Genomic DNA, 24,447 nt, shown 5'->3' with positions numbered 1-24,447 from the left:
GCTGTTACATCATGCCGCCCATGCCACCCATGCCGCCCATGTCTGGCATGCCGCCAGCCGCTGGCTTGTCTTCCGGCAGGTCAGCGACCATGGCTTCGGTGGTGATCATCAGACCACCGATCGAGGCTGCGGCTTGCAGGGCCGAACGGGTGACTTTGGCAGGGTCGAGAATACCCATCTCGATCATGTCGCCGTACTCGCCGGTCGCAGCGTTGTAGCCGTAGTTGCCCGAACCTTGCTTGACCTTGTCGGCCACGACGCTTGGCTCGTCACCGGCGTTGGCGGTGATCTGACGCAGCGGCGATTCGACGGCGCGACGCAGCAGGGCGATACCGACGTTCTGGTCTTCGTTGTCGCCCTTGAGGTCGACGATCGCAGCCAGGGCGCGAACCAGGGCCACACCACCGCCAGGCACCACGCCTTCTTCGACGGCTGCACGGGTCGCGTGCAGGGCGTCTTCGACGCGGGCTTTCTTCTCTTTCATCTCGACTTCGGTGCCTGCACCGACCTTGATCACGGCAACGCCACCGGCCAGCTTGGCCAGACGCTCTTGCAGTTTTTCACGGTCGTAGTCCGAGGACGTCTCTTCGATCTGGGCGCGGATCTGCTTGACGCGGCCTTCGATGTCGGCGTCGGTGCCAGCACCGTCGATGATGGTGGTGTTTTCCTTGGACAGGATGACGCGCTTGGCGTTACCCAGGTGCTCCAGGGTGGTGGTCTCCAGGCTCAGGCCGATTTCTTCGGAGATCACGGTACCACCGGTCAGGATGGCGATGTCCTGCAGCATGGCCTTGCGGCGATCGCCGAAGCCCGGTGCCTTGACCGCAGCGACCTTGACGATGCCACGCATGTTGTTGACGACCAGGGTCGCCAGGGCTTCGCCTTCGACGTCTTCGGCGACGATCAGCAGCGGACGGCCTGCTTTGGCGACCGCTTCCAGTACCGGCAGCAGCTCACGGATGTTGGAGATCTTCTTGTCGACCAGCAGCAGCAGCGGGCTGTCCAGCTCGGCAACCATGGTGTCCGGCTTGTTGACGAAGTACGGGGACAGGTAGCCACGGTCGAACTGCATGCCTTCGACGACGGACAGTTCGTTTTCCAGGCCCGAGCCTTCTTCGACGGTGATCACGCCTTCTTTGCCGACTTTTTCCATGGCTTCGGCGATGATGTCACCGATGGAGTTGTCGGAGTTGGCCGAGATGGTGCCGACCTGAGCGATGGCGCGCGAATCGGCGCATGGCTTGGACAGGTTCTTCAGCTCGGCGACGACGGCGGCGGTAGCCTTGTCGATGCCGCGCTTGAGGTCCATCGGGTTCATGCCGGCAGCGACGGCTTTCAGGCCTTCGTTGACGATGGCCTGAGCCAGGACGGTGGCAGTGGTGGTGCCGTCACCGGCAGCGTCGTTGGCCTTGGAAGCGACTTCCTTGACCAGCTGAGCGCCCATGTTCTCGAACGCGCACTTGAGCTCGATTTCCTTGGCGACGGAAACGCCGTCCTTGGTGATGGTCGGTGCGCCGAAGCTCTTGGCCAGGACCACGTTGCGGCCTTTCGGGCCCAGGGTCGCTTTTACCGCATCAGCCAGCACGTTGACGCCAACGAGCATTTTCTTGCGAGCGGAATCACCGAATTTTACGTCTTTAGCAGCCATGATCGTTCAATCCTTAAAATGCTGGGGTTACCGGAAACCGGGGAATCAAGCTTCGATGACGGCGAGGATTTCGTTCTCGCTCATCACCAGCAGGTCCTCACCGTCGACCTTCACGGTGTTGCTGCCCGAGTACGGGCCGAACACGACCTTGTCACCCACTTTCACGGCCAGCGCACGCACTTCACCGCTGTCGAGCACACGACCGGTACCGACGGCGACGATCTCGCCACGGTTTGGTTTTTCAGCGGCCGAACCCGGCAGGACGATACCGCCAGCGGTTTTCGATTCTTCTTCGCTGCGACGGATGACGACGCGGTCATGCAGAGGACGAAGCTTCATTGTCGATCTCTCCCAATTGTGGTTTTCATCGGCCGGTGTCGACACCGGCGGGTTTGATACGGTCCGGCGTGGCCGGAGGTGACCCGCCCTGGGCAGGTCACCGAAGTTATGTCCGGCGCCAGCGGCGCCAGAAACCTTGCGGTGACTCCAACATGAGGTCGCCGACTTCGATTACAAGGGTGTGCTCTGGAATTTTTTTCGCACCGTGATCACCCGCCTACGCAAACGGCCCCTTTCGGGGCCGTCGTGGAGGGGCATGAACGATTCGATCACTGATCGCGTCGCTGGTACTCGCCTTCGATGACGTTCGGACGGTGGCCAGGCTGCTGAGGACGGCCGGCCAGCGGGTCGTCGTTGAACGCACGCTGGCGCAGGGTCTGGGCCTCGGCGCGCTCGCGCAGCTTGCGGGCGATCAGGCGACGGCTGAACGGCATCAGGCACAGCACGCCGAGCACATCGCTGATGAAGCCAGGGATCAGCAGCAGACCGCCGCCCAGCGCCATCATCAGGCCCTGGAACATGTCTTCGGCCGGCAGCTCGCCGCGCTGGATGCTCTCACGGGCGCGCAGCGCCGTGGCCAGACCCGCCAGACGCATCACCACCAGGCCCAGCGCCGACCCGGCGATGATCAGCAGCAAGGCCGGGAAAAAGCCGATGGCGGCGCTGACTCTGACGAAGACGAACAGCTCCAGCACCGGGAAAATCAGGAACAGCAGGAGAAAAACACGCATCAAGGGATCCTCTGCGGAAGACAGCCTTCCAGTAAGACTCCAAATGGATGCAATCAGTCGTTATTTCAACCCGCGACCTTCTGAGCGGTCGGCCAATGGGAGGCGCGGGCCAGGCACACCAAGGCCTCGCGCACTTGTGTCGGCGTGTTGCAAAGCGTAGGAAACGGCAGCCAGTACACTGAATGCCCGATCCGCAGGTGCAGCCCTTCGCTGTCCAACCCGACCAGGCACGCGGGCGCCGTGTCAGGCAGGCCGGCCAGACGGACATAATGGGCGAGCGCGTCGGCGTGGTCGCTGTTCATGTGCTCGAGCATGCGGGTCTCGACGGCGCCGGCGAAGGGATTGGCCAGGGTGACCTGATCGAGCCAGTGGATGGCGCCGAACCCACCGATGTAGCGATGCCGGACGGGCTCGAGGACCCAGAAGTCGAACGCATGCGCCTGGTGATACCCGGCCGATTCCGGGAAGTAGCGGTAATAGCGCTGGGCAGCGAGGTCCAGCGCCTCGGCCTCTTCCAGCTTGCGGGCCTGCGCCAGTACCGTCAGGCGCCCTACGGCCTGCACGTCCGCTGCATCGCGCTCACCGACCAGCAGCGAACACTTGGGATCGGCCAGCAGGTTGTGGGTGTGCTGGGCGATACGGCTGATCAGGATCAGCGGCTGGCCTTGGGCATCCAGGCAGTACGGCACGCTCGAACCGAAGGGAAAGCCTGGCATGGCCTTGGAATGCGTCGAGAGGACACCTTGATACGCCTTGAGCAGCAGTTCGCGGGCGTTGCGCAGGGGGGTGGCGCTCATGGTCGGGTTCCGTGGCAAGTGGCAAGTGGCAAGTGGCAAGTGTGGGGCGTTGGGATTGGCGCAAGGGGTGAGTCAGGCGGAGCTGATTTTGTGGGCCCTGCGGGCCCAATCGCGGCACAGGGGCCGCTCCTACAGAGGGAATTGCGTCTGTCTGATTCACCCCGGTGCCACTACGGGTGTGGGAGCGGCCCCCGCCGGGGCGCCGGACCGGCCGCGATTGGGCCCGCAGGGCCCATGAAACCAGCCCCCTGCTCTGTGGCCAGGCACGAAAGGTTCCGCCCCGCCTACACCTGCAGCTTGCAGCCCGCTCTCCGCTTACCAGGCTACCCCAAACCCTGCCGTATACCGCGTCTTGTCCAGATCGCTCCCGCTCGTCCCGCTGATCACATCCTTCTCGGCCTTCAGGTTCAGTGACGCCCATTCGGTCACCTTGTAGCGCAACCCGACCTCGGCGTCCAACGAGTAGTCGGCCACGTCGCCCAGCGGCTTGCCCAACTCACCATTGGTGAAGAATTCGACGCGCTTGCCAATCAGATAACGGTTGTAGTCCCACTTCATCGCCACCGAATAGAAGTTGTCCTTGCCGCCATCGGCGTATTCATAGTCGGTGCGGTTGAGCAGGCTGCCCAGCGAGAACGCCCCCAGTTCGTCATCCCAGAACTGGTAGCCCGGGCCGGTACCGACGGTACGCTGGCGCGCCAGGTCTTCCACATGGTCGCGCTTGTACTCCAGGCGCCCCTGCCAGAACCACTGGTCGGTCAGGAAGCGGTCCAGCGCGTACTCGGCGCTCCAGTTGTCCGTGGTGGTCACGTCATCCTTGGTCTCGCGGTTGTACTCGCCTTCGGCGCTGTGCCGCCAGCGACCGTGTCGCGCGGTGGTCTTGAAATCGATGTCGTAGTCGTCGGTGTCGTTCTCGGCGCGCTTGTAGTCCAGCGCCAGGTCGACGTTACCCTTCCACACCAGGTCCTGCACCACCGGCTTGGGCTTGAGGATCTGCTGGATGGAGGCCAGTTCCACGGTCTTGGGCGCCTCGCCATTGGCCAGGGTGACCTTGCCGGCATCGGCAGCGGTGAGCGACTTGGTCTTCTCGCCGGTGTAGGCGTCCTGCTTGACCAACAGTTCCTGATCGCTCTGCAGCGTCTTGACCTGTTTCCAGTCCAGGGCGATGGAACCCCCATAGGGGGTCTCGAGCAGCAGCTTGCCGCCATCGAACACTTTGATCTTGCCACTGAGCCGGTCGCCGTTCTTCATCCAGACGGTATCGGCAAAGGCAGACGAGGACAGCGCGACCGCGGTGAGGCACAACAGAAGACGTGAATACATAGGCGACTACGGGTTAGATTCCAGGAAAAAGGCAGGCATTATCCAGCGACCCTTCATTGAAGCAAGGACAGACCGCACCCATGCACTTGAGTTCCGTTCTCATCTTTATCACTGATCCTTTCGTCCTGCTGCCCGATCAGGCGAAGCCCTGATGGCCAAGGCCGGCAGCCTGACCGCCGAACAGGCGGACGCCCGACGAATGGCGCTGTTTCTGGTGCTCGACCAGGTGCCACCGGGCAAGGTCGTCAGCTACGGCCAGTTGGCCGACCTGGCCGGGCTGGGGCCTGTCGCGCGCTGGGTCGGACGTGCCTTGAGCCAACTGCCCGACGGTACACGCCTGCCGTGGCACCGCGTCCTGGGAGCAGGCGGCCGCCTCTGCCTGGCATCCGGTACGGTCTCAGGGGACGAGCAGCGCGCACGGCTGCGTGCCGAAGGCGTGACCGTCCGGAACAATCGTGTGGATATGTTGCGCCATGGCTGGCGCCCGGTGGAGCACAGCGGTTAGAGTGCGCGCTTTGTTTTCGCAACCTTGAGGCAGATGTTGCTCCATGCCCCGTAAAACCTGGCGCGCTGCGCTCGCTGCCTATGCCAGCCCGTCCACGCTGGTGCTACTGCTGCTTGGATTCGCTGCCGGGTTGCCGTACATGCTGGTGTTCTCGACGCTGTCGGTCTGGTTGCGCGAGGCCGGCGTGGCCCGAGAAACGATCGGCTACGCCAGCCTGATCGGGCTGGCCTATGCGTTCAAGTGGGTCTGGTCACCCCTGCTCGACCAGTGGCGCCTGCCGGTACTGGGGCGGCTGGGGCGGCGGCGCTCCTGGCTGTTGCTGTCGCAGGTGCTGGTGGTGGCAGGCTTGATCGGCATGGGCCTGTGCGATCCGCAGAAGCACCTGTCCTGGCTGATCGCCCTTGCCGTGCTGGTCGCGTTCGCCTCGGCCACCCAGGACATCGCGGTGGATGCCTATCGCCTGGAAATCGCCGACGATCAGCGCCAGGCGGCCCTGGCCGCCAGCTACATGGCCGGCTACCGCATTGCCGCGCTGCTCGCCACCGCCGGCGCGCTGTTCTTCGCCGAATGGTTCGGCTCCACGGGCTTTAGCTACCTGCACGAAGCCTGGACGGGCACTTACGTGCTGTTCGGCCTGATCATGCTGCCGGCGGTGTTCACCACGCTGGTCATGCGCGAGCCGCCGGTTGCGCTGCAGACTCAGTTGTCGGCCGCGCGCTACGGCCTGACCCACCAGCTCGCCTCGGTGTTCGTGCTGATCATCCTGCTGGTCTCGGTGCCGGCCATGTTCACGCAGCTGTTCAACACCGACTGGGCCAGCATGGTCTTCGGCAGTGCCACGCCGCTGGACCTGCTGCTCGAGGACCGGGCCTTCCTGCGCGCGATCCTCTACACCAGCCTGACCTGGGCCTGCCTGTCCTCCATGGGCCGGCGCGGCCTGGCACCGGTGCTGACGCCCATCAACGACTTCATCGTCCGCTACCGCTGGCAGGCCTTGCTGCTGCTGGGGCTGATCGCCACCTACCGGATGTCCGACACGGTGATGGGGGTGATGGCCAACGTGTTCTACATCGACCAGGGCTTCACCAAGGACCAGATCGCCAGTGTGAGCAAGATCTTCGGCCTGATCATGACCTTGGTCGGCGCAGGCGCGGGGGGTCTGCTGATCGTTCGTTTCGGCATCCTGCCGATTCTGTTCATCGGCGGCGCGGCGTCGGCGGCGACCAACATCCTGTTCCTGATGCTGGCCGACATGGGGCCGAACCTGGAGATGCTGGTGGTGACCATCTCGCTGGACAACTTCAGCTCCGGGCTGGCGACCTCGGCCTTCGTGGCCTATCTGTCGAGCCTTACCAACCTGAAGTTCTCCGCGACCCAGTACGCCCTGCTCAGCTCGATCATGCTGCTGCTTCCGCGCCTGATCGGCGGTTATTCCGGGGTCATGGTGGAAAAGCTCGGCTATCACAACTTCTTCCTGATCACCGCCCTGCTGGGTGTGCCGACCCTGATCCTGATCGCCTTGCACTGGCATCAGGAAGTCGGGCGCGGCAAGCAGGCGCCGGGCGAAGCACAGGCCACCGACACGCCCTGATCAGGGCGTGGAAGGCTTGGCTCCAGCGCTCTCGAAAGCATCGCGGCTGTCGCGGATCACCCGGCGCAACGGCCACAGGGCCAAGGCCCCGGCCACGCCGGCGATCACCGCGAAGTGCAGCAGGCTGGCGCCCGCGCCAAGCATGGCCATCAGCACGCCGCCCAACCCCAGCAAGGCGATGGTGATCATGCCCAGCATCGCCGACACCAGCCCTTTGCTCTGATCGCTGGCGAACAGCGTCAGCCGGTACAACACGGCGTTGGCCACCCCCAGGCCCAGGGCGTAGACCGTCAGCCCGACCACCAGGCTGAGCACGCTCGGCCACCAGGCCGTCGCCACCACCATGCCCAATAGACCGGCCAGGTACGGCCACAGCGCGCCCTGCACCAGTCGGTGCAGCGGATAGCGATCGGCGATGCGGTTGATGATCAGGTTGCCGCTGATCAGCCCGGCGAAGACGGGAAGCTGCCAGAGCGCATAGGCCAGAGTGCTGAGCCCTTCGTCGTGGATCAGCAGCACGGGCGACAGGCCGATCCAGCCAATCAGGGGCAGACTGACCAGCCCCAGGGCCACACTGCCGGCGATGAAGCGGCGGTTGGCCAGCAAGCGTCCGTAGCCTTGCACCAGAGGCAGCACCTGGATCGGCGTGAACGGCAGACGCGATCCATCACGGCGCTCTACCCCCAAGGTTTCCGGCATCAGTCGATAGAGCGCCAGCCAGGTCAATACCGCCCCGGCCGCAAAGGCCACGAACAGCCAGCGCCAGTCGAGCCACTGCAGCATCAGGGTGCCGATCAACGGCCCCAACAGTGGCGACAGCAAGGCGATATTGGCCAACAGCGCCATCATGCGTACCGCATCCGCCTCGCTGAAGGCTTCGTTCAGCGCGGGGTAGCTGACCGTGACGACGAAGCCCAGGCCGATGCCCTGCAACAACCGCAGCAGGTTGAACAGACCGATGTCGTGAACCCAGTAGGTCGCCAGGCAAGCGATGGCGAAACAGGCGCAGCCACTCAGCAGCAGAGGCCGTCGGCCATAGCGATCGGCCAGCGGGCCGATCAGCCATTGCAGCACCACACCGCCGAGCAGGTACAGGTTGAGCGCATGGGGAATGTAGTCGGGGCTGGCCTGAAGGTCGGCGACCACGACCGGCATCGCCGGCATGACGGCGTCGCTGGCCAGGTAGGTCAAGAGCTCGAAGAGCGCCAGGATCAGGCCGAAGGCCAGGGCGCGGCGTGGAGTGATGTGCAGAAGAGGCGTCATGACGGGGTTCGGCGGCAGGGAGGTGGCGCGCAGGCTACAGGCTGCGCGCCACCTACTACAAGCGACAAGCTGCAAGCATCGAATACCGAACTATCCGTCACCCGCTTCAGCTTGCCGCTCGAAGCTTGCAGCGTGTTGCTACCGAATCACTGCGCTACTGGCTCCTGCACCACGCGGATCACCCGCTGCGGGAACGGAATGTCGATGCCTTCGGCACGCAGGCGATCACGGGTCTGCTCGTTGAGCATGAACATCAGGCTCCAGTAGTCCGGCGTCTTGACCCAGACCCGCAGCGACACGGTGATCGAGCTGTCGCCCAGCTCCGAAATCACGGCGACAGGTGCCGGATCGGGCAGCACACGCGGGTCCTTGGCCAGGTCGAGCAGCACCTGTCGGGCCTTCTGCAGATCGGCGTCGTAGTCGACCCCGACGTTGAACACCACCTGACGCGTCGGCTGACGGTTGTAGTTGGTGATGATGCCGTTGGACAGGCTGCCGTTGGGCACGATCACGGTCTTGTTGTCACCGGTGCGCAGCACGGTGTGGAAGATCTGGATGGTGTCGACGGTCCCGCTGACGCCTTGCGCTTCGATCCAGTCGCCCAGGCGGAACGGACGGAACAGCAGGATCAGCACGCCCCCGGCGAAGTTCGCCAGGCTGCCCTGCAACGCCAGGCCGATGGCCAGGCCCGCGGCACCGATGGCGGCGACGAAGGAGGTGGTCTCGATGCCGATCATCGACGCCACGCTGACGAACAGCAGGATCTTCAGGATGATGTTGGCCAGGGTGCTGATGAAGCCTTGCAGCGCCGGATCGGAATGGCGAATGCTCACCAGCTTGCCCAGGCGCGCGCTCAGGCGGTTGACGATCCACCAGCCGATCGCCAGCGTCACCAGGGCCAGCAGCAGGCGGCCGCTGTATTGCACGATCAGGGGAATCCAGCTTTGCGAGGTGCGGACCAGGTGGTCCACTTCGGCGTTCAAATCCATGTAGGTCTCCCGGAATCGAGCGGCAGGAACAAAAAAACAGGCCGCCTGGGTTGGCGGCCTCGGGAAGCGGTGGACTGTGTCAGCCGGGCAAGGTTCCGGCCCGGCCGGCCATCAGTCGCGGAAGTTGTTGAATTGCAGGGGCATGTCGAAGTCCATGGTGCGCAGGGTGGCGATGGCCTCCTGCAGGTCGTCGCGCTTCTTGCCGGTGATGCGCACCTGCTCGCCCTGGATGGCGGCCTGCACCTTGAGCTTGGCGTCCTTGACCTTGGCGACGATCTTCTTGGCCAGCTCCTTGTCGATGCCTTCCCGGAAGATCGCTTCCTGTTTCATCTCCTTGCCGGACGGATAGGCGTCCTTGACTTCCAGGCACTTGACGTCGATCTTGCGCTTGACCAGGGCCAGGCGCAGGATCTCGACCATCGCTTCGAGCTGGAACTCGGCCTCGGCCGTCAGCACGACGGTCTTGTCCTTTTCCTTGAACTCGAAGTTGCCCTTGCCCTTGAGGTCGTAACGGCGATCAAGCTCCTTGATGGCGTTGTCGACCGCGTTGTGCACCTCGTGCTTGTCCAGTTCCGATACCACGTCGAACGAAGGCATGCTGCTCTCCAGATATAGGCGCCCCTCGCGTCGAGACCGACGATGGAGCGCGTGGGGATTGAGGGTTAAAATGTGCGCTGATTATAACGGGTTGTGAAACGCAGATGAGCAGCACCTGGCACATTCTCGGCGCAGGCAGCCTCGGTACGCTGTGGGCCTGCCGCCTGGCACGGGCCGGCAAGCCGGTCCGGCTGATCCTGCGCGATGCCGACCGGCTCGCCGCCTACCAGGCTGTCGGCGGCCTCACGCTGGTCGAAGACACGCGCGTGACGCGACATGCCATCACGGCGCAGACGCCTGATCACGACGAGCCGATCCAGCGCCTGGTCCTGGCCTGCAAGGCCTACGATGTGGCCGAGGCCGTACGACGACTCGAGCCACGGCTGGCCCCTGGCGCCGACCTGGTGCTGTTGCAGAACGGGCTGGGCAGCCAGCAGGAGGCGGTCGCCCAGGCAGGCCAGGCACGCTGTCTGTTCGCCTCCAGCACCGAGGGCGCCTTCCGCGAAGCACCCTGGCAGGTCCGCTTCGCCGGCCAGGGGTCCAACTGGTTGGGCGACCCCCTCGACCCGACGCGGCCGACCTGGTGGGACGAGTTGCAGCAGGCGGGCATCCCCGCCCAGTGGAGCGATGACATCCTGGGGCAGCTGTGGCGTAAGCTGGCGCTCAACTGCGCGATCAATCCGCTGACGGTGCTGCTGGACTGCCGCAATGGGGCGCTGCGCCAGCACGCCGACACGGTGGTGGCCTTGTGCGAAGAACTCACGGCCCTGCTCGAACGTTGCGGCCAGCCCGGGGCTGCGCATGGTTTGTTGCAGACAGTCGAACATGTGATCGAGGCGACCGCCGCCAACTATTCTTCGATGCACCAGGACGTCCAGCAAGGCCGCCGGACCGAGCACCGTTATTTGCTTGGCCACGCCTGCGCCATGGCGAGGCACCATGGGCTGCACGTACCGCACCTGGAACGCCTGCACCGACGGCTGGTCGATACCCTCACGGCGCGCGGCCTGCCCATCGACTGACGGCCCGCCCTCCACCTTCACGGACAGTGCCACGCCCATGACTTTGCGCCAACGCCTGGAAGACCTCCCGGTCGGGCAGAAACTGCTGGCAGCCCTGCTGGTGCTGCTGGTGACGATCCTGGTGGTCGCCAACCTGACCTTCATCAGCGCCGCCTACTGGATCACCCAGGAAAGCATGGCCCCCCAGGCGCTGCAGACCCTTGGTCGGCTGGTCGCCAACCCCCAGCTGTCGGCACGCGCCGGTGAATCGCCCGCCTCCGCCACCGCGTTGCTCGAGACGCTGCACGACTACGCGCCGCTGCGTGCAGGCGCGATCTACGGCAGCGACGGACGCCTGCTGGCGCAGATCCAGCATGGCGAGCCGCTGACCCTGCCCAAGCGCTACCGCAACATCGAGGCCTGGCGCCTGACCGAGTTTCGCAGCACGCAGCTGATCCGTCTGCCCCGCCCCGGCAGCCCGCCCTCGCACCTGCTGCTGGTGGCCAGCAGCGAACTGCCCATGGCGTTCTACACCGGCACCCTGACGGCCAGCCTGGGCATCCTGGTGTTCAGCATCCTGCTCTGGCTGGTGGTGGCGCGGCAGATCAAGCGGCTGATCACCCAGCCGATCCACCAGCTTGAAGAGCTCAGCCGCCAGGTCACCCGCGAAGAAAGCTACGCCCTGCGCGCCCAGCCCGGCAACGACGACGAGATCGGCAGCCTGGCCCAGGCTTTCAACACCATGCTGTCGCGCATCGAGGCGCGCGAGCAGCAGCTCAAGCGTGCTCGCGACGAATTCCAGTCGGCCTTCGACCAGGCCCAGGGGCTGGCTGAAGAAACACGCCATACCAACCGCAAGCTGGAGCTGGAAGTCCAGGTACGCAGCAAGATCGAAAAGAAGCTCACCGGCTTTCAGAACTACCTCAACAGCATCATCGACTCGATGCCCTCGGCCTTGATCGCGCTCGACGAGCAGCTGTACGTGACCCAGTGGAACCAGGAAGCCACGGCGCTCTCCGGCACGCGCCTGGAGGAGGCGCTGAACCAACCGGTGTTTCTCGCCTTCGAGCCGCTCAAGCCTTTCCTGCCGCAGCTCAGGGCCAGTGTGCAGCAGCATCGGGTGGAGAAGATCGAGCGGGTCACCTGGCCCAAGCACGACGAGCCGCGTCACTATGCCCTGACGTTCTACCCCCTGACCGGCGGCGGTGGCCGTGGCGTGGTGATCCGGATCGACGACATCACCCAGCGCCTGTCGCTGGAAGAAATGATGGTCCAGTCGGAAAAGATGCTCTCGGTGGGCGGTCTGGCCGCCGGGATGGCGCACGAGATCAACAACCCGCTCGGGGCGATCGTGCACAACGTGCAGAACATCCGCCGCCGCCTGTCTCCCGAGCTGCCACGCAACCTGGAGCAGGCCGAGGCGTTGCACCTGGACCTGGCCGACATCAATCGCTATCTGGAAGCCCGGGAGATCCCGCAGTTGCTCGAGGGTATCCAGCAGGCCGGCGGGCGCGCGGCCAAGATCGTCACCCACATGCTCAATTTCAGCCGCCGCAGCGATCGACAGCTGATCCCCTGTGACCTGGCTGCCTTGATCGATCAGGCCGTGGAGATCGCCGGGAACGACTTCGACCTGACCATCGGCTTCGATTTCAAGGGCCAGTCGATCGTGCGGCAGTTCGACCCGGCACTGGGGCCGGTGCCCTGCACCGCGAACGAGCTGGAACAGGTGCTGCTCAACCTGCTGAAGAACGCTGCCCAGGCGATTCATCAGCGACCTGAGGGCGGCGAGCCGGGACGTATCATCCTCCGCACCCGGCTCAATCCGCCTTGGGCAGAAATCCAGGTCGAGGACAATGGCGTCGGCATGTCGGAGGCCGTGCGTAAGCGCACCTTCGAGCCCTTCTTCACCACCAAGGAGATCGGCCAGGGCACCGGGCTGGGGTTGTCCGTGTCCTACTTCATCATCACCAACAACCACAAAGGGCAGATGGAAGTGCAGTCGGCGCCCGGCCAGGGCACCTGCTTCACGCTGCGCCTGCCCCTGGGCACGCCAGCGCTGCCCGTGGACACCGAGGAATCATGACATGGGCTTTCGGCTTTCCAAGATCTACACCCGCACGGGTGACAAGGGCGAAACGGGCCTGGGCGATGGCCGCCGCGTGCCCAAGGATCACCCGCGCATCGAAGCCATCGGCGAAGTGGACAGCCTGAACAGCCAGCTCGGTCTGTTGCTGGCCGGGTTGGCCGAAGTGGGCCTGGACGAAGTGAGCGAAGTATTGGCGCCCTGCCAGCACCGGCTCTTCGACCTGGGAGGCGAGCTGGCGATGCCCAGCTACCAGGCCTTGGACACCGGCGAAGTCGAGCGGCTGGAGGCGGCGATCGATCACTGGAACGACGAGCTGGGGCCGTTGGAGAACTTTATCCTGCCAGGCGGCTCGGCGTTGGTGGCCCAGGCCCATGTGTGCCGCAGCCTGGCGCGCACGGCCGAGCGGCGTTGCCAGCAGCTCAACCAGGTGGAGCCGTTGGCCGGGGTGGGGTTGGCCTATGTGAACCGGTTGTCGGACCTGCTGTTCGTGGCGGCGCGGATCATCGGGCGACGCCAGGGCGTGGACGAGGTGTTGTGGCAGGCGGCGAAGCGGTCGCCGCGTTGATGGATGTTGTGGGCGTTGCAGGCCTGATCGCGGCCGGTCTGGCGCCCCGGCAAGGGCTGCACAGCCTGAACGGCATTGCGGGCCTTACAGACTGACGAAATCTCTTTGTGGGGCATGCCCGCGATGCAGGCGGCGCCTGATAGGGCCCTATCGCTGGCAAGCCAGCTCCCACCCAGACCTCGGCAACTTGTCAGCTTAGTGCCGACCTGGCTGCATGAGCAGCTTGTGGGAGCGGGCTTGCCCGCGATGCAGGCGGCGCCTGATAGGGCCCTATCGCTGGCAAGCCAGCTCCCACCCAGACCTCGGCAACTTGTCAGCTTAGTGCCGACCTGGCTGCATGAGCAGCTTGTGGGAGCGGGCTTGCCCGCGATGCAGGCGGCGCCTGATAGGGCCCTATCGCTGGCAAGCCAGCTCCCACCCAGACCTCGGCAACTTGTCAGCTCAGTGCCGACCTGGCTGCGTGAGCAGCTTGTGGGAGCGGGCTTGCCTGCGATGCAAGCAGCGCCTGATAGGGCCCTATCGCTGGCAAGCCAGCTCCCACCCAGATCTCGGCAACTTGTCAGCTCAGTGCCGACCTGGCTGCGTGAGCAGCTTGTGGGAGCGGGCTTGCCCGCGATGCAAGCAGCGCCTGATAGGGCCCTATCGCTGGCAAGCCAGCTCCCACCCAGACCTCGGCAACTTGTCAGCTCAGTGCCGACCTGGCTGCGTGAGCAGCTTGTGGGGGCCTGCCCGCGATGCAGGCGGCGCCTGATAGGACGCTATCGCTGGCAAGCTCCCACTCAGATCTCGGCAACTTGTCAGCTTAGCGCCGACCTGGCTGCGTGAGCAGCTTGTGGGAGCGGGCTTGCCCGCGATGCAGGCGGTGACGGATCGGACGCTATCGCGGGCAAGCCCGCCCCCACAGGGGCCGAGATTGGGTCTGCAGGGCCTACACCCAATGTCAGCACAGACCGCCGCCCGTAGAGCACCTGCACGGCCTGCAGGCGCCTCTTCAATCCACCGGCCAGAACGCCCGAATGCCCGCCACGCCCTGTGCCCCGATCGTACGCGCACGCGCGCTGTCCTGCGGCCCTACGCCGCCGAGCAGAAAGACCGGCTGCCCACACCCGTCGATGAGCCGCTGGGCCGTTTCCCACCCCAGCGGGGTCGCCTCAGGGTGGGTCTGGGTCGCCTGCACCGGGGAAAGCGTCACGAAGTCCACCCCCATCTGCCGGGCCAGGCTCAGCTCCTCTTCATCATGACAGGAGGCCGCCAACCAGCGATCGACCGGAAACGGCCGGCCCTTGGCTGCATACTTGCGCAACTGCTGTGCGGTCAGGTGCCAGCCGGCCGATGGGAAATCGCCCAGCCATTCCAGAGGCCCTTTGAGCATGAGCTGCGCCTTGCCCGCACACAGCCCGATGGCATCCACCGCCACGTCCCGGTACTTGGGGTCGTACAGGTCCGGGGCGCGCAGCTGGACGAGCTTGCAGCCTTGCGCCACGGCCTGACGGATGCCTCGCAGCAGTGCCGGTACCTCGAGCCCGTCCGGGGTGATCAGGTACTGGTCGGGAAGACGCGCGGCAGCGACGATCGGCCTGTTGGCCTCAGGAAACGCATAGTCCCCTAGCGCCCTGGGCGACACCCAGGCCACCGGCTGACCTTCGGCGCCGTGGGGTTCGCCGTCGAAGGCCTCCACCTCGTGCACGTCGAGCAGGATCTGTTTGTCGGGGTAGTCGTGGCGTACCTTGATCAACGGCCTGGCACGCAGCACACGGATACCCAGCTCCTCGTGCAGCTCACGGGCCAGGGCGGCGTTCACGTCCTCCCCCGCCTCGACCTTGCCACCGGGAAACTCCCACAATCCGCCCTGGTGCTGGGTCTCGTCACGTCGGGCGATCAGGATGCGCCTGTCCTCGCCCCGGATGACCGCTGCAACGACATGTACCCGTTTCATCGCCCCCCCTCCTGGCAATGTCGGACATCGCGCAAAGCGAGGTCCGTGGCAAACGCTGGGCGACAGGCCCGCAGTCTACGCAGACAGACTGCATGGGGTGCGGAATCGAAGGTCAGGTGATGGCGCATGGAAGGCTCCCTGGGATGATGCAGACGATGGGGCAGACGGGCGCAGGCCCGATGCCCGTGGCTGCGACCGTGGACCACGGGCAGCGAACGGGCGAAGGAGGATCGATCAGGTCCGGTATTCGGCGTTGATCTTCACGTACTCGTGGGAAAGGTCAGTGGTCCAGATGGTTTCACTGCACGCCCCGCGGTCCAGCTCGATGCGGATGGTGATCTCTTCCTGGGCCATGACCGCAGCGCCCTGCTCTTCCGTGTAGCTCGGGCTGCGCCCGCCCTGGCTGGCGATGCACACCTCGCCCAGGTACACGTCGATCAGGCTGACGTCGAGTTCCGGCACACCGGCACGGCCGACGGCGGCCAGGATACGGCCCCAGTTGGGGTCGGAGGCGAACAGCGCGGTCTTGATCAACGGCGAATGCGCCACGGCATACCCGACATCCAGGCATTCCTGATGATTGCCACCGCCGTTGACCTGCACGGTGACGAACTTGGTGGCGCCCTCGCCGTCACGGACGATGGCCTGAGCCACTTCCATGCACACCTCGAACACGGCGGCCTTCAGCGCCTCGAACAACGGGCCGCTGGCCTCGGTGATCTCTGGCAGGTCGGCCTTGCCGGTGGCGATCAGCATGCAGCAGTCGTTGGTCGAGGTGTCGCCGTCGATGGTGATGCGGTTGAACGACTTGTTGGCGCCGTCGAGCATCAGGTCTTTCAGCACGCCTGGTGCGACCTTGGCGTCGGTGGCGATGTAGCCGAGCATGGTGGCCATGTTCGGACGGATCATGCCCGCGCCCTTGCTGATGCCGGTCACGGTGACGGTGACGCCGTCGTGCTGGAACTGGCGGCTGGCGCCCTTGGGCAAGGTGTCGGTGGTCATGATGCCCGTGGCGGCGTCGGCCCAGTTGTCTTCCGACAGGTCATCCAGCGCGGCCTGCAAGGCGCCCTCGATTTTCTCCACCGGCAGGGGTTCGCCGATGACACCCGTAGAGAACGGCAGTACCGCGCTGGCCTCGACGCCCGCCAGGTCGGCCAGGGTCGCGCAGGTGCGCTCGGCGGCCGCCAGGCCCGGTGCACCGGTGCCGGCGTTGGCGTTGCCGGTGTTGGTCAGCAGGTAGCGCACGGTGCCCTGCACGCGCTGCTTGGCCAGGATGACCGGCGCGGCGCAGAACGCGTTGAGGGTGAACACACCGGCCACGCTGGCGCCTTCGGCGCAGCGCATGACGACCACATCCTTGCGTCCGGGACGCTTGATGCCCGCCGAAGCGATGCCGAGTTCGAAACCGGGAACCGGGTGCAAGGTAGGCAGGGGACCAAGACCAACAGCCATGAAAGCGCTCCTAGGTAGATAGATCGCACAGAGTAAGGCGAAGCGGAAGAAGGAACAACGCCGCGGCGGTCGAAACCGGCGCGGCGCAGTGTTCAGTAGCGGCGTATCGCGGGCTCAGGGCTGATCAGTCGATCTGGCCATGGCAGTGCTTGAACTTCTTGCCCGAACCACACCAGCAGGGCTCGTTGCGACCCAGCTTCTGGTCGTTGCGCACGGGCGCAGTGGCGACGGCGGTGTCGGCAGCTTCGCCTTCCGCGACCGGCTGCTCTTCCAGGCCTGGCGCTTCAGCGTGCTCGAAGTGCATGCGGCTGGCCAATTCCTCGGCATCGCGACGCAGGCGCGCCTCTTCCTCGGCCGGGTCTTCGCGGCGGACCTGAACGTGCGAGAGCACGCGGATGGCGTCGCGCTTGATCGAGTCGAGCAGCTCCTGGAACAGGGTGAAGGATTCGCGCTTGTACTCCTGCTTGGGGTTCTTCTGCGCATACCCACGCAGGTGAATGCCGTGACGCAGGTGGTCCATGGTCGACAGATGGTCCTTCCACAGGTCGTCCAGCACGCGCAGCACGATCTGCTTCTCGAACGAGCGCAGCGCCTCGGCACCGGCCTGGTCTTCCTTCTCGTGATAGGCGGTGGTGATCTCGCTCAGCAGCTTCTCGCGCAAGGTCTCCTCGTAGAGGCGCTCGTCCTCGTCGAGCCACTGCTGGATCGGCAGCTTGATCGCGAAATCGCTGGCCAGCGCCGCTTCCAGGCCGGCCACGTCCCACTGCTCGGGCAGCGACTGCGGCGGGATGTGCTGGCTGATGGTGGCGTCGAGCACTTCCTGGCGGAACCCGATGATGGTCTCGCCGATGTTCTCGGCCGCCAGCAGGCTGTTGCGCATGTGGTAGATCACCTTGCGCTGTTCGTTGGCGACGTCGTCGTACTCGAGCAGCTGCTTGCGGATGTCGAAGTTGCGGCCTTCGACCTTGCGTTGGGCTTTCTCGATGGCGTTGGTGACCATGCGGTGTTCGATGGCCTCACCGGACTGCATGCCCAGGGCCTTCATGAAGTTCTTCACCCGATCGGAGGCGAAGATGCGCATCAGGCTGTCTTCGAGCGACAGGTAGAAGCGGCTGGAACCGGCATCGCCCTGACGGCCGGCACGGCCACGCAGCTGGTTGTCGATCCGGCGCGATTCGTGACGCTCGGAGGCGATCACGTGCAGGCCACCGGCTTCCAGCACTTGCTGGTGACGCTTCTGCCAGTCGGCCTTGATCTGGGCGATCTGCTCGGCGGTGGGGTTGTCCAGCGCGGCGACTTCGGCTTCCCAGTTGCCGCCCAGCAGGATGTCGGTACCACGGCCGGCCATGTTGGTGGCGATGGTCAGCGCGCCAGGGCGACCTGCCTGGGCGATGATCTCGGCTTCCTTCTCGTGGTACTTGGCGTTGAGGACCTTGTGCTCGATGCCTTCCTTGACCAGCAGGTTGGCCATGTGCTCGGACGTCTCGATGGTCGCGGTACCGACCAACACGGGACGGCCCTGGGCCATGCTTTCCTTGATGTCGGCGATGATCGCGGCGTACTTCTCGTCGGCGGTCAGGTACACCAGGTCGTTGAAGTCCTTGCGCGCCAACGGCTTGTTCGGCGGAATGACCATCACGTTGAGGTTGTAGATCTGGGCGAACTCGAACGCCTCGGTGTCGGCGGTACCGGTCATGCCCGACAGCTTGGTGTAGAGACGGAAGTAGTTCTGGAAGGTGGTCGACGCCAGCGTCTGGCTCTCGGCCTGGATGTTGAGGTTTTCCTTGGCCTCGATGGCCTGGTGCAGGCCTTCGGACAGACGACGACCGGGCATGGTGCGGCCGGTGTGTTCGTCGATCAGCAGCACCTGACCGTCCTGCACGATGTACTCGACGTTGCGGTGGAACAGCTTGTGCGCACGCAGGCCGGCGTAGACGTGGGTCAGCAGGCCCAGGTTGTGCGCCGAGTACAGGCTCTCGCCCTCGGCCAGCAGCCCGGCCTGGGTGAGCATCTCTTCGATGAACTGGTGCCCGGCCTCGTTGAGCTCGACCTGACGGGTCTTCTCGTCGATGGTGTAGTGGCCCTCTTGGGTCACCTGGCCTTCGACTTCTTCGATGTGCTGGGTCAGGCGCGGGATCAGGCGGTTGATCTCGATGTACAGCTTGGAGCTGTCTTCGGCCTGGCCGGAGATGATCAGCGGGGTACGGGCTTCGTCGATGAGGATCGAGTCGACTTCGTCGATCACGGCGAAGTTGAGTTCGCGCTGGAATTTCTCGTCCTGACTGAACGCCATGTTGTCGCGCAGGTAGTCGAAGCCGAATTCGTTGTTGGTGCCGTAGGTGATGTCGGCGGCGTAGGCGGCGCGCTTCTCTTCCGGCGGCTGGAAGGCCGAGACGATGCCCACGGTCAGGCCGAGGAACTCGTACAGCGGACGCATCCAGTTGGCGTCACGACCGGCCAGGTAGTCGTTGACCGTGACCACGTGCACGCCCTTGCCGGACAGTGCGTTGAGGTAGACGGCCAGGGTACCGACCAGGGTCTTGCCCTCACCGGTACGCATCTCGGCGATCATGCCTTCGTGCAGCGTCATGCCGCCGATCAGCTGGACATCGAAGTGACGCATGCCCATGACACGCTTGCCGGCCTCACGGGCCACGGCGAACGCCTCGGGCAGCAACTGATCGAGCGTCTCGCCTTTGGCCAAGCGTTCCTTGAACTCTGCGGTCTTGGCACGCAGTTGCTCGTCGGACAAGGCCACCATCTTCTCTTCGAAGGCATTGACGGTATTCACCGTCTTGAGCATGCGTTTGACTTCACGCTCGTTCTTGCTTCCAAAAAGTTTTTTTAACAAAGGCGCAAACATATCGGCAGGATCTTCCACACGTGGGGATGGAGGGCGGCCCCGTGAAGTCGCCCGTGCAGCCGGAGGCCGCATGCGAACGAGCATTCTACCCGGAAACGATGGTGAGGAAAGTGGCGGATGTCCACGATACTGGCACAGCGCTGTGACGGGGCCCTTGTAAGATAGGGATGAATCCGGGGAGTTCAAGGTGTGAGGGAAAAGCGGTGAGCGGTGAGCTTGACGCCGATCAACGAAGCCCACCCTGTGAAGGCCCGCCGCCCCACCGCCGCACCTGTAGGAGCACCTGTCTTTTTCTACTTGGTACATGCCAGACCGCATGGGCCGATGTGTGAGCCTACCCGCGATGCAGGCGGCGCCTGACAGGGCCCTATCGCTGGCAAGCCAGCTCCCACCCAGATCTCTGTAGCCGTCGGTCTAGGCATGGCTGCGCAAGCAGCTTGTGAGAGCGGACTTGCCCGCGATGGCAGGCGGTGACGGACCGAACGCCATCGCGGCCAAGCCCGCACACAGTCACCGCGGTGGGGCTACGGGTGTAGGAGCGGCCCCTGTGCCGCGATTGGGCCCGCCAGGGCCCACATTAGCACTTGGCAGAAACCATAGAATCTCCCACAGAGGAAGTGCTTCGGCCTGCCACGTGCAGCGTGCCACTCCCCCTTCCTCGTCTGGTAAGCTAACGCTCACTTCCACGTCGGTTGCTCTACCCCATGGCCTACAAGCCCTCCCCTGCCCGCCCGCCGTCCGAACTGCTGCGTGGCGCGCGGCCGCTCAAGCTGCTGCTCAACCAGGCCCAGCGCCTGGCACACCTGCAACGTCTGCTGGAAAGCCAGTTGCAGCCTGCGGCACGCGCTCACTGCCATATCGCGGCATGGCGTGATGGCGTCCTGTCGCTGGTGGTCACCGACGGGCACTGGGCCACGCGCCTGCGGTACCAGCAGAAACGCCTGCAACGCCAACTCCAGGCGCTGGAGGCCTTTGGCAACCTGCAGAAGATCCGCTTCCAGGTCCGCCCGCCGCTAGTATCGGCCCCACGGGTCAGCCAGCCCATGATGCTCTCGAACGACGCGGCCACCAGCATCCGTGACTCGGCCGAAGGCATCCGCGATCCGCGCTTGCGCGAGGCCTTGGAACGGCTGGCCAAGCATGCGCCGCCCAAGCCCTAAGCCCCAACGAAAAAGGCCGCCCCGGAGGGCGGCCTTTTCAGTGCATCACAGCACGATCGCTTACACGGCAGCTACAGGCCGCATGTAGGAGATCGGCGCCGTGCTGGCGTCTTCGAACGTCACGACTTCCCAGGCATCGGTCTCGTCGATCAGGCGGCGCAGCAGCTTGTTGTTCAGCGCATGGCCGGACTTGAAGCCGTAGAACTCGCCGATCAGGCTCTTGCCCAGCAGGTACAGGTCGCCGATGGCATCGAGGATCTTGTGCTTGACGAATTCGTCCTCGTACCGCAGGCCGTCTTCGTTGAGTACACCGCTCTCGTCGACGACGATGGCGTTGGCCACGCTGCCGCCCAGTGCGCGGTTGTGCTTGCGCATGTACTCCAGGTCACGCATGAAGCCGAACGTACGAGCGCGGCTGACTTCCTTGACGAACGAGGTGCTGGAGAAGTCGACGCTGGCCGTTTGCGTGCGGTTGCGCAGCACCGGGTGGTCGAAATCTATTTCGAAACTCACCTTGAAGCCCTCGAACGGCTTGAAGGTCGCGCGCTTGTCGCCGTCTGTGACGGTGACTTCACGCAGAATACGGATGAATTTCTTCGGCGCGTCCTGCTCTTCCAGGCCTGCCGACTGAATCAGAAACACGAATGGACCGGCGCTGCCGTCCATGATCGGGACTTCCGATGCGGAAAGCTCCACATAGGCATTGTCGATGCCCAGGCCCGCCATGGCCGACAGCAGGTGCTCGACGGTATCGACCTTCACGCCGCCGTCGACCAGGGTCGTCGACATGGTGGTTTCACCGACGTTCTTCGCCCAGGCGGCGATTTCCACGACCGGGTTCAGGTCGGCGCGGCGAAAGACGATGCCAGTGTCGACAGGCGCGGGCTTGAGGGTCAGGTAGACCTTTTCCCCCGAGTGCAGGCCGACGCCTGTGGCACGGATGGTATTCTTCAGGGTGCGTTGTCTAATCATGGCTTCGGCCGCTTCAGCGCAAATTGCGAACAGGTATCAACAAAGGCCAGGGATGATAACAGACCCGACCTTTGCTGAACACCAATCACCTGCATAGCCCTGATAAATTCCATCAATCGGCCTGACGGCGCAGGAAGGCTGGAATGTCCAGGTAATCCAGGTCGTCTTGCGGGTTGAGTTTGGCCGCGGCCGCAGCACCTTGGTGGGCCTGGTTGCGCATGACGGTCGGACGCTCGAGGTCGCGGTAGTTGACCGACGACTGCTCGTTGCGCACCGGAGCCGGTGCCGGGGTCTGCTGGGAAGCCGAGGCGGCTGCCGACTGCAGCGTGTTGTCGATCACCTTGACCGGCTTCTCGATGCGCGCGCCCAGGCCGGTGGCCACGACGGTCACGTGCAGCTCGTCGCGCATGTCCGGGTCGATGACGGTACCGACCTTGACCATGGCGTGGTCGGAGGCGAAGGCCTCGATGATGCTACCCACGTCGGAGTACTCGCCCAGGGACAGGTCGGGACCGGCGGTGATGTTGACCAGGATGCCGCGTGCGCCCTGCAGGTTGACGTCTTCGAGCAGCGGGTTGCGGATGGCCGCCTCGGTCGCTTCGCGCGCACGGTTCGGACCGCTGGCGCAGCCGGTACCCATCATGGCCATGCCCATCTCGCCCATCACGGTGCGTACGTCGGCGAAGTCGACGTTGATCATGCCGGGACGCTTGATGATGTCGGAGATACCGCGCACGGCACCGGCCAGCACGTCATCGGCCTTGGCGAAAGCGGACAGCAGGCTGGCGTCCTTGCCGAGAATGGTCAGCAGCTTTTCGTTGGGAATGGTGATCAGCGAGTCGACGCTTTCGGCCAGCGAGCGGATCCCCTCGTCGGCGATCTGCATGCGCTTGCGGCCTTCGAACGGGAACGGACGCGTGACCACGGCCACGGTCAGGATGCCCATTTCCTTCGCCACTTCGGCGATGATCGGCGCTGCACCGGTGCCGGTACCGCCGCCCATGCCGGTGGTGATGAACACCATGTTGGTGCCTTGCAGCACTTCGGCGATGCGTTCACGGTCTTCCAGCGCGGCCTGACGACCGACTTCCGGGTTGGCGCCAGCGCCCAAGCCCTTGGTGACCCCGGTACCCAGCTGCAGGATAGTGCGCGCACCAATGTTCTTGAGCGCCTGAGCATCGGTGTTGGCGCAGATGAACTCGACGCCTTCGATGTTGCTCTTGACCATGTGGTTGACGGCGTTGCCACCGCCGCCACCGACGCCGATCACCTTGATGACCGGGCTTTGCGGGACGTTGTCTACGAGCTCGAACATTTTCCCTCTCCTTACATTCTCTAGTTTTGTGCGCCTGCCACTACTGCTTTTGAAACTTAGAAATTGCCTTGGACCCAGCGCTTGAAGCGCTCAAGCACTGGGGCCTTCGTTTCTTCGCCGTAACTGTTGCCGCCGTGCCCGGCCTGCGGGATGTCGTCGGACTGCTTCTGCAGACCGTAGGCGAGCAACCCCACGCCTGTGGAATAGATCGGGTTGCGCACGACGTCGCTCAGTCCCCGAACGCTATGCGGTACGCCCAGGCGTACCGGCATGTGGAAAATCTCTTCGGCCAGTTCCACGGCACCTTCCATCTTCGCGGTGCCACCGGTCAGTACGATGCCCGCGGGCACCAGGTCTTCATAACCGCTGCGGCGCAATTCTGCCTGGATCAAGGTGAAAAGCTCGTCGTAGCGAGGCTCGACCACTTCGGCCAGCGCCTGACGCGACAACTCGCGAGGTGGGCGATCACCCACGCTCGGCACCTTGATCGTTTCGCCCGCGCTGGCCAGCTTGGCCAGGGCGCAGGCATAACGGATCTTGATCTCCTCAGCGTACTGGGTCGGCGTGCGCAAGGCCATGGCAATGTCGTTGGTAACCTGATCACCGGCAATCGGAATCACGGCTGTGTGACGAATGGCACCTTCGGTGAAGATGGCGATGTCGGTCGTGCCGCCGCCGATGTCCACCAGGCACACGCCCAGTTCCTTCTCGTCGTCGGTCAGCACCGAGTAGGCCGAGGCCAGTTGCTCGAGGATGATGTCGTCGATTTCCAGGCCGCAGCGGCGCACGCACTTCTCGATGTTCTGCGCGGCGTTGACCGCGCAGGTCACCACATGGACCTTGGCCTCCAGACGTACGCCGGACATGCCCAGGGGTTCACGCACGCCTTCCTGGTTGTCGATCACGTAGTCCTGCGGCAGGGTGTGCAGGACACGTTGATCGGCCGGAATGGCGACGGCCTGGGCGGCGTCCAGCACGCGTTCCAGGTCGGCGGTGCTGACCTCGCGGTCGCGAATGGCGACGATGCCGTGGGAGTTCAGGCTGCGGATGTGGTTGCCCGCCACGCCGACGAAGGCCGAGTGGATCCGGCAGCCGGCCATCAGCTGGGCCTCTTCCACGGCGCGCTGAATCGACTGCACGGTCGATTCGATGTTCACCACCACGCCTTTCTTCAGGCCACGGGACGGGTGCGTCCCGATGCCGACGATTTCCAGCGTACCGTCTTCACCGACTTCGCCCACCAGCGCCACCACCTTGGAGGTGCCGATGTCCAGCCCGACGATCATCTTTCCGCTATGCGCGTTTGCCATT

General features: G+C 64.5%; 20 protein-coding genes. 6 read left to right on the top strand and 14 right to left on the bottom strand.

Features of this window, described 5'->3' with window-relative positions; all coding sequences use genetic code 11:
* Positions 1 to 4: 4 nt before the first annotated feature.
* The 5 genes from groEL to APT63_04155 form a co-directional block, all read right to left on the bottom strand.
* Positions 5 to 1,648 (bottom strand): molecular chaperone GroEL, encoded by a 1,644-nt coding sequence (groEL, locus tag APT63_04175; protein ID AMA44875.1) that lies wholly within the window; start codon positions 1,646 to 1,648, stop codon positions 5 to 7.
* A gap of 45 nt (positions 1,649 to 1,693) precedes the next feature.
* Positions 1,694 to 1,987, bottom strand: coding sequence for a molecular chaperone GroES (locus tag APT63_04170; protein ID AMA44874.1), 294 nt, complete (start codon positions 1,985 to 1,987; stop codon positions 1,694 to 1,696).
* Between the two features lie 269 nt (positions 1,988 to 2,256).
* Entirely contained in the window at positions 2,257 to 2,718 is a 462-nt protein-coding gene (locus tag APT63_04165) for an exclusion suppressor FxsA (protein AMA44873.1), read from the bottom strand.
* 65 nt (positions 2,719 to 2,783) lie between these two features.
* Positions 2,784 to 3,515 carry a heme iron utilization protein gene (locus APT63_04160; protein ID AMA44872.1) on the bottom strand — a complete coding sequence of 244 codons (732 nt, stop codon included), beginning with the start codon at positions 3,513 to 3,515 and terminating at the stop codon, positions 2,784 to 2,786.
* Between the two features lie 315 nt (positions 3,516 to 3,830).
* On the bottom strand, positions 3,831 to 4,838 hold the full coding sequence (locus tag APT63_04155) for a hypothetical protein (GenBank protein AMA44871.1): 1,008 nt from the start codon (positions 4,836 to 4,838) through the stop codon (positions 3,831 to 3,833).
* Positions 4,839 to 4,989: 151 nt separating this feature from the next.
* Here APT63_04155 and APT63_04150 point away from each other — a divergent pair, with 151 nt between their 5' ends.
* On the top strand, positions 4,990 to 5,343 hold the full coding sequence (locus APT63_04150) for a DNA base-flipping protein YbaZ (GenBank protein AMA44870.1): 354 nt from the start codon (positions 4,990 to 4,992) through the stop codon (positions 5,341 to 5,343).
* Between the two features lie 43 nt (positions 5,344 to 5,386).
* On the top strand, positions 5,387 to 6,934 hold the full coding sequence (locus APT63_04145) for an AmpG family muropeptide MFS transporter (protein AMA44869.1): 1,548 nt from the start codon (positions 5,387 to 5,389) through the stop codon (positions 6,932 to 6,934).
* Here APT63_04145 and APT63_04140 read toward each other — a convergent pair whose 3' ends face one another.
* The 3 genes from APT63_04140 to APT63_04130 all read right to left on the bottom strand — a co-directional run bounded on the left by APT63_04140 (position 6,935) and on the right by APT63_04130 (position 9,783).
* Positions 6,935 to 8,197, bottom strand: coding sequence for an MFS transporter (locus APT63_04140; protein AMA44868.1), 1,263 nt, complete (start codon positions 8,195 to 8,197; stop codon positions 6,935 to 6,937). It lies immediately after the preceding gene.
* A 146-nt stretch (positions 8,198 to 8,343) separates the two neighbouring features.
* On the bottom strand, positions 8,344 to 9,186 hold the full coding sequence (locus APT63_04135; GenBank protein AMA44867.1) for a mechanosensitive ion channel protein MscS: 843 nt from the start codon (positions 9,184 to 9,186) through the stop codon (positions 8,344 to 8,346).
* A 111-nt stretch (positions 9,187 to 9,297) separates the two neighbouring features.
* On the bottom strand, positions 9,298 to 9,783 hold the full coding sequence (locus tag APT63_04130) for a YajQ family cyclic di-GMP-binding protein (protein ID AMA44866.1): 486 nt from the start codon (positions 9,781 to 9,783) through the stop codon (positions 9,298 to 9,300).
* A 104-nt stretch (positions 9,784 to 9,887) separates the two neighbouring features.
* Between APT63_04130 and APT63_04125 the strand changes: the two genes are divergently transcribed.
* From APT63_04125 to APT63_04115, 3 genes are read left to right on the top strand one after another with little or no spacing between them, the layout of a single operon-like run.
* Positions 9,888 to 10,805, top strand: a complete 918-nt coding sequence (locus tag APT63_04125) for a 2-dehydropantoate 2-reductase (GenBank protein ID AMA44865.1) — start codon at positions 9,888 to 9,890, stop codon at positions 10,803 to 10,805.
* A 37-nt stretch (positions 10,806 to 10,842) separates the two neighbouring features.
* Positions 10,843 to 12,870 (top strand): PAS domain-containing sensor histidine kinase, encoded by a 2,028-nt coding sequence (locus APT63_04120; protein ID AMA44864.1) that lies wholly within the window; start codon positions 10,843 to 10,845, stop codon positions 12,868 to 12,870.
* Position 12,871: 1 nt separating this feature from the next.
* Positions 12,872 to 13,438, top strand: coding sequence for a cobalamin adenosyltransferase (locus tag APT63_04115; GenBank protein AMA44863.1), 567 nt, complete (start codon positions 12,872 to 12,874; stop codon positions 13,436 to 13,438).
* Between the two features lie 991 nt (positions 13,439 to 14,429).
* Here APT63_04115 and APT63_04110 read toward each other — a convergent pair.
* From APT63_04110 to secA, 3 genes are all read right to left on the bottom strand, one after another.
* The gene (locus tag APT63_04110) at positions 14,430 to 15,374 is read right to left on the bottom strand and encodes a hypothetical protein (protein AMA44862.1); all 945 of its coding nucleotides are present in this window, start codon (positions 15,372 to 15,374) and stop codon (positions 14,430 to 14,432) included.
* Between the two features lie 234 nt (positions 15,375 to 15,608).
* A complete protein-coding gene (gene argJ, locus APT63_04105) occupies positions 15,609 to 16,826 on the bottom strand; it encodes an ornithine acetyltransferase (protein AMA44861.1) in 1,218 nt (405 codons plus the stop codon).
* 124 nt (positions 16,827 to 16,950) lie between these two features.
* On the bottom strand, positions 16,951 to 19,689 hold the full coding sequence (secA, locus tag APT63_04100) for a preprotein translocase subunit SecA (GenBank protein ID AMA44860.1): 2,739 nt from the start codon (positions 19,687 to 19,689) through the stop codon (positions 16,951 to 16,953).
* 704 nt (positions 19,690 to 20,393) lie between these two features.
* On the opposite strand from secA, the gene APT63_04095 reads away from it, so the two are divergent.
* On the top strand, positions 20,394 to 20,849 hold the full coding sequence (locus tag APT63_04095; protein AMA44859.1) for an RNA-binding protein: 456 nt from the start codon (positions 20,394 to 20,396) through the stop codon (positions 20,847 to 20,849).
* A gap of 60 nt (positions 20,850 to 20,909) precedes the next feature.
* Here the strand turns inward: APT63_04095 and APT63_04090 are convergent, their stop codons facing one another.
* The 3 genes from APT63_04090 to APT63_04080 all read right to left on the bottom strand — a co-directional run bounded on the left by APT63_04090 (position 20,910) and on the right by APT63_04080 (position 24,446).
* Positions 20,910 to 21,821 (bottom strand): UDP-3-O-[3-hydroxymyristoyl] N-acetylglucosamine deacetylase, encoded by a 912-nt coding sequence (locus APT63_04090; GenBank protein AMA44858.1) that lies wholly within the window; start codon positions 21,819 to 21,821, stop codon positions 20,910 to 20,912.
* Positions 21,822 to 21,933: 112 nt separating this feature from the next.
* The gene (locus APT63_04085; protein AMA44857.1) at positions 21,934 to 23,136 is read right to left on the bottom strand and encodes a cell division protein FtsZ; all 1,203 of its coding nucleotides are present in this window, start codon (positions 23,134 to 23,136) and stop codon (positions 21,934 to 21,936) included.
* Positions 23,137 to 23,192: 56 nt separating this feature from the next.
* The gene (locus APT63_04080) at positions 23,193 to 24,446 is read right to left on the bottom strand and encodes a cell division protein FtsA (protein ID AMA44856.1); all 1,254 of its coding nucleotides are present in this window, start codon (positions 24,444 to 24,446) and stop codon (positions 23,193 to 23,195) included.
* Position 24,447 lies beyond the last annotated feature (1 nt).

The organism is Pseudomonas monteilii (assembly GCA_001534745.1).
GTDB classification, from domain to species: domain Bacteria; phylum Pseudomonadota; class Gammaproteobacteria; order Pseudomonadales; family Pseudomonadaceae; genus Aquipseudomonas; species Aquipseudomonas alabamensis.
Note: the sequence above shows the minus strand (reverse complement) of the source record. Positions and strands in the feature narration are given on the sequence as shown.

Bases quoted from the DNA above. Each gene is read 5' to 3' on its own strand.
- APT63_04130 (AMA44866.1), bottom strand. From the start codon at position 9,783: ATGCCTTCGTTCGACGTGGTATCGGAACTGGACAAGCACGAGGTGCAC.
- APT63_04115 (AMA44863.1), top strand. From the start codon at position 12,872: ATGGGCTTTCGGCTTTCCAAGATCTACACCCGCACGGGTGACAAGGGC.
- APT63_04135 (AMA44867.1), bottom strand. From the start codon at position 9,186: ATGGATTTGAACGCCGAAGTGGACCACCTGGTCCGCACCTCGCAAAGC.
- APT63_04080 (AMA44856.1), bottom strand. From the start codon at position 24,446: ATGGCAAACGCGCATAGCGGAAAGATGATCGTCGGGCTGGACATCGGC.
- groEL (AMA44875.1), bottom strand. From the start codon at position 1,648: ATGGCTGCTAAAGACGTAAAATTCGGTGATTCCGCTCGCAAGAAAATG.
- APT63_04140 (AMA44868.1), bottom strand. From the start codon at position 8,197: ATGACGCCTCTTCTGCACATCACTCCACGCCGCGCCCTGGCCTTCGGC.
- secA (AMA44860.1), bottom strand. From the start codon at position 19,689: ATGTTTGCGCCTTTGTTAAAAAAACTTTTTGGAAGCAAGAACGAGCGT.
- APT63_04160 (AMA44872.1), bottom strand. From the start codon at position 3,515: ATGAGCGCCACCCCCCTGCGCAACGCCCGCGAACTGCTGCTCAAGGCG.
- APT63_04120 (AMA44864.1), top strand. From the start codon at position 10,843: ATGACTTTGCGCCAACGCCTGGAAGACCTCCCGGTCGGGCAGAAACTG.
- APT63_04170 (AMA44874.1), bottom strand. From the start codon at position 1,987: ATGAAGCTTCGTCCTCTGCATGACCGCGTCGTCATCCGTCGCAGCGAA.
- APT63_04090 (AMA44858.1), bottom strand. From the start codon at position 21,821: ATGATTAGACAACGCACCCTGAAGAATACCATCCGTGCCACAGGCGTC.
- APT63_04145 (AMA44869.1), top strand. From the start codon at position 5,387: ATGCCCCGTAAAACCTGGCGCGCTGCGCTCGCTGCCTATGCCAGCCCG.
- APT63_04125 (AMA44865.1), top strand. From the start codon at position 9,888: ATGAGCAGCACCTGGCACATTCTCGGCGCAGGCAGCCTCGGTACGCTG.
- argJ (AMA44861.1), bottom strand. From the start codon at position 16,826: ATGGCTGTTGGTCTTGGTCCCCTGCCTACCTTGCACCCGGTTCCCGGT.
- APT63_04165 (AMA44873.1), bottom strand. From the start codon at position 2,718: ATGCGTGTTTTTCTCCTGCTGTTCCTGATTTTCCCGGTGCTGGAGCTG.
- APT63_04085 (AMA44857.1), bottom strand. From the start codon at position 23,136: ATGTTCGAGCTCGTAGACAACGTCCCGCAAAGCCCGGTCATCAAGGTG.
- APT63_04095 (AMA44859.1), top strand. From the start codon at position 20,394: ATGGCCTACAAGCCCTCCCCTGCCCGCCCGCCGTCCGAACTGCTGCGT.
- APT63_04155 (AMA44871.1), bottom strand. From the start codon at position 4,838: ATGTATTCACGTCTTCTGTTGTGCCTCACCGCGGTCGCGCTGTCCTCG.
- APT63_04110 (AMA44862.1), bottom strand. From the start codon at position 15,374: ATGAAACGGGTACATGTCGTTGCAGCGGTCATCCGGGGCGAGGACAGG.
- APT63_04150 (AMA44870.1), top strand. From the start codon at position 4,990: ATGGCCAAGGCCGGCAGCCTGACCGCCGAACAGGCGGACGCCCGACGA.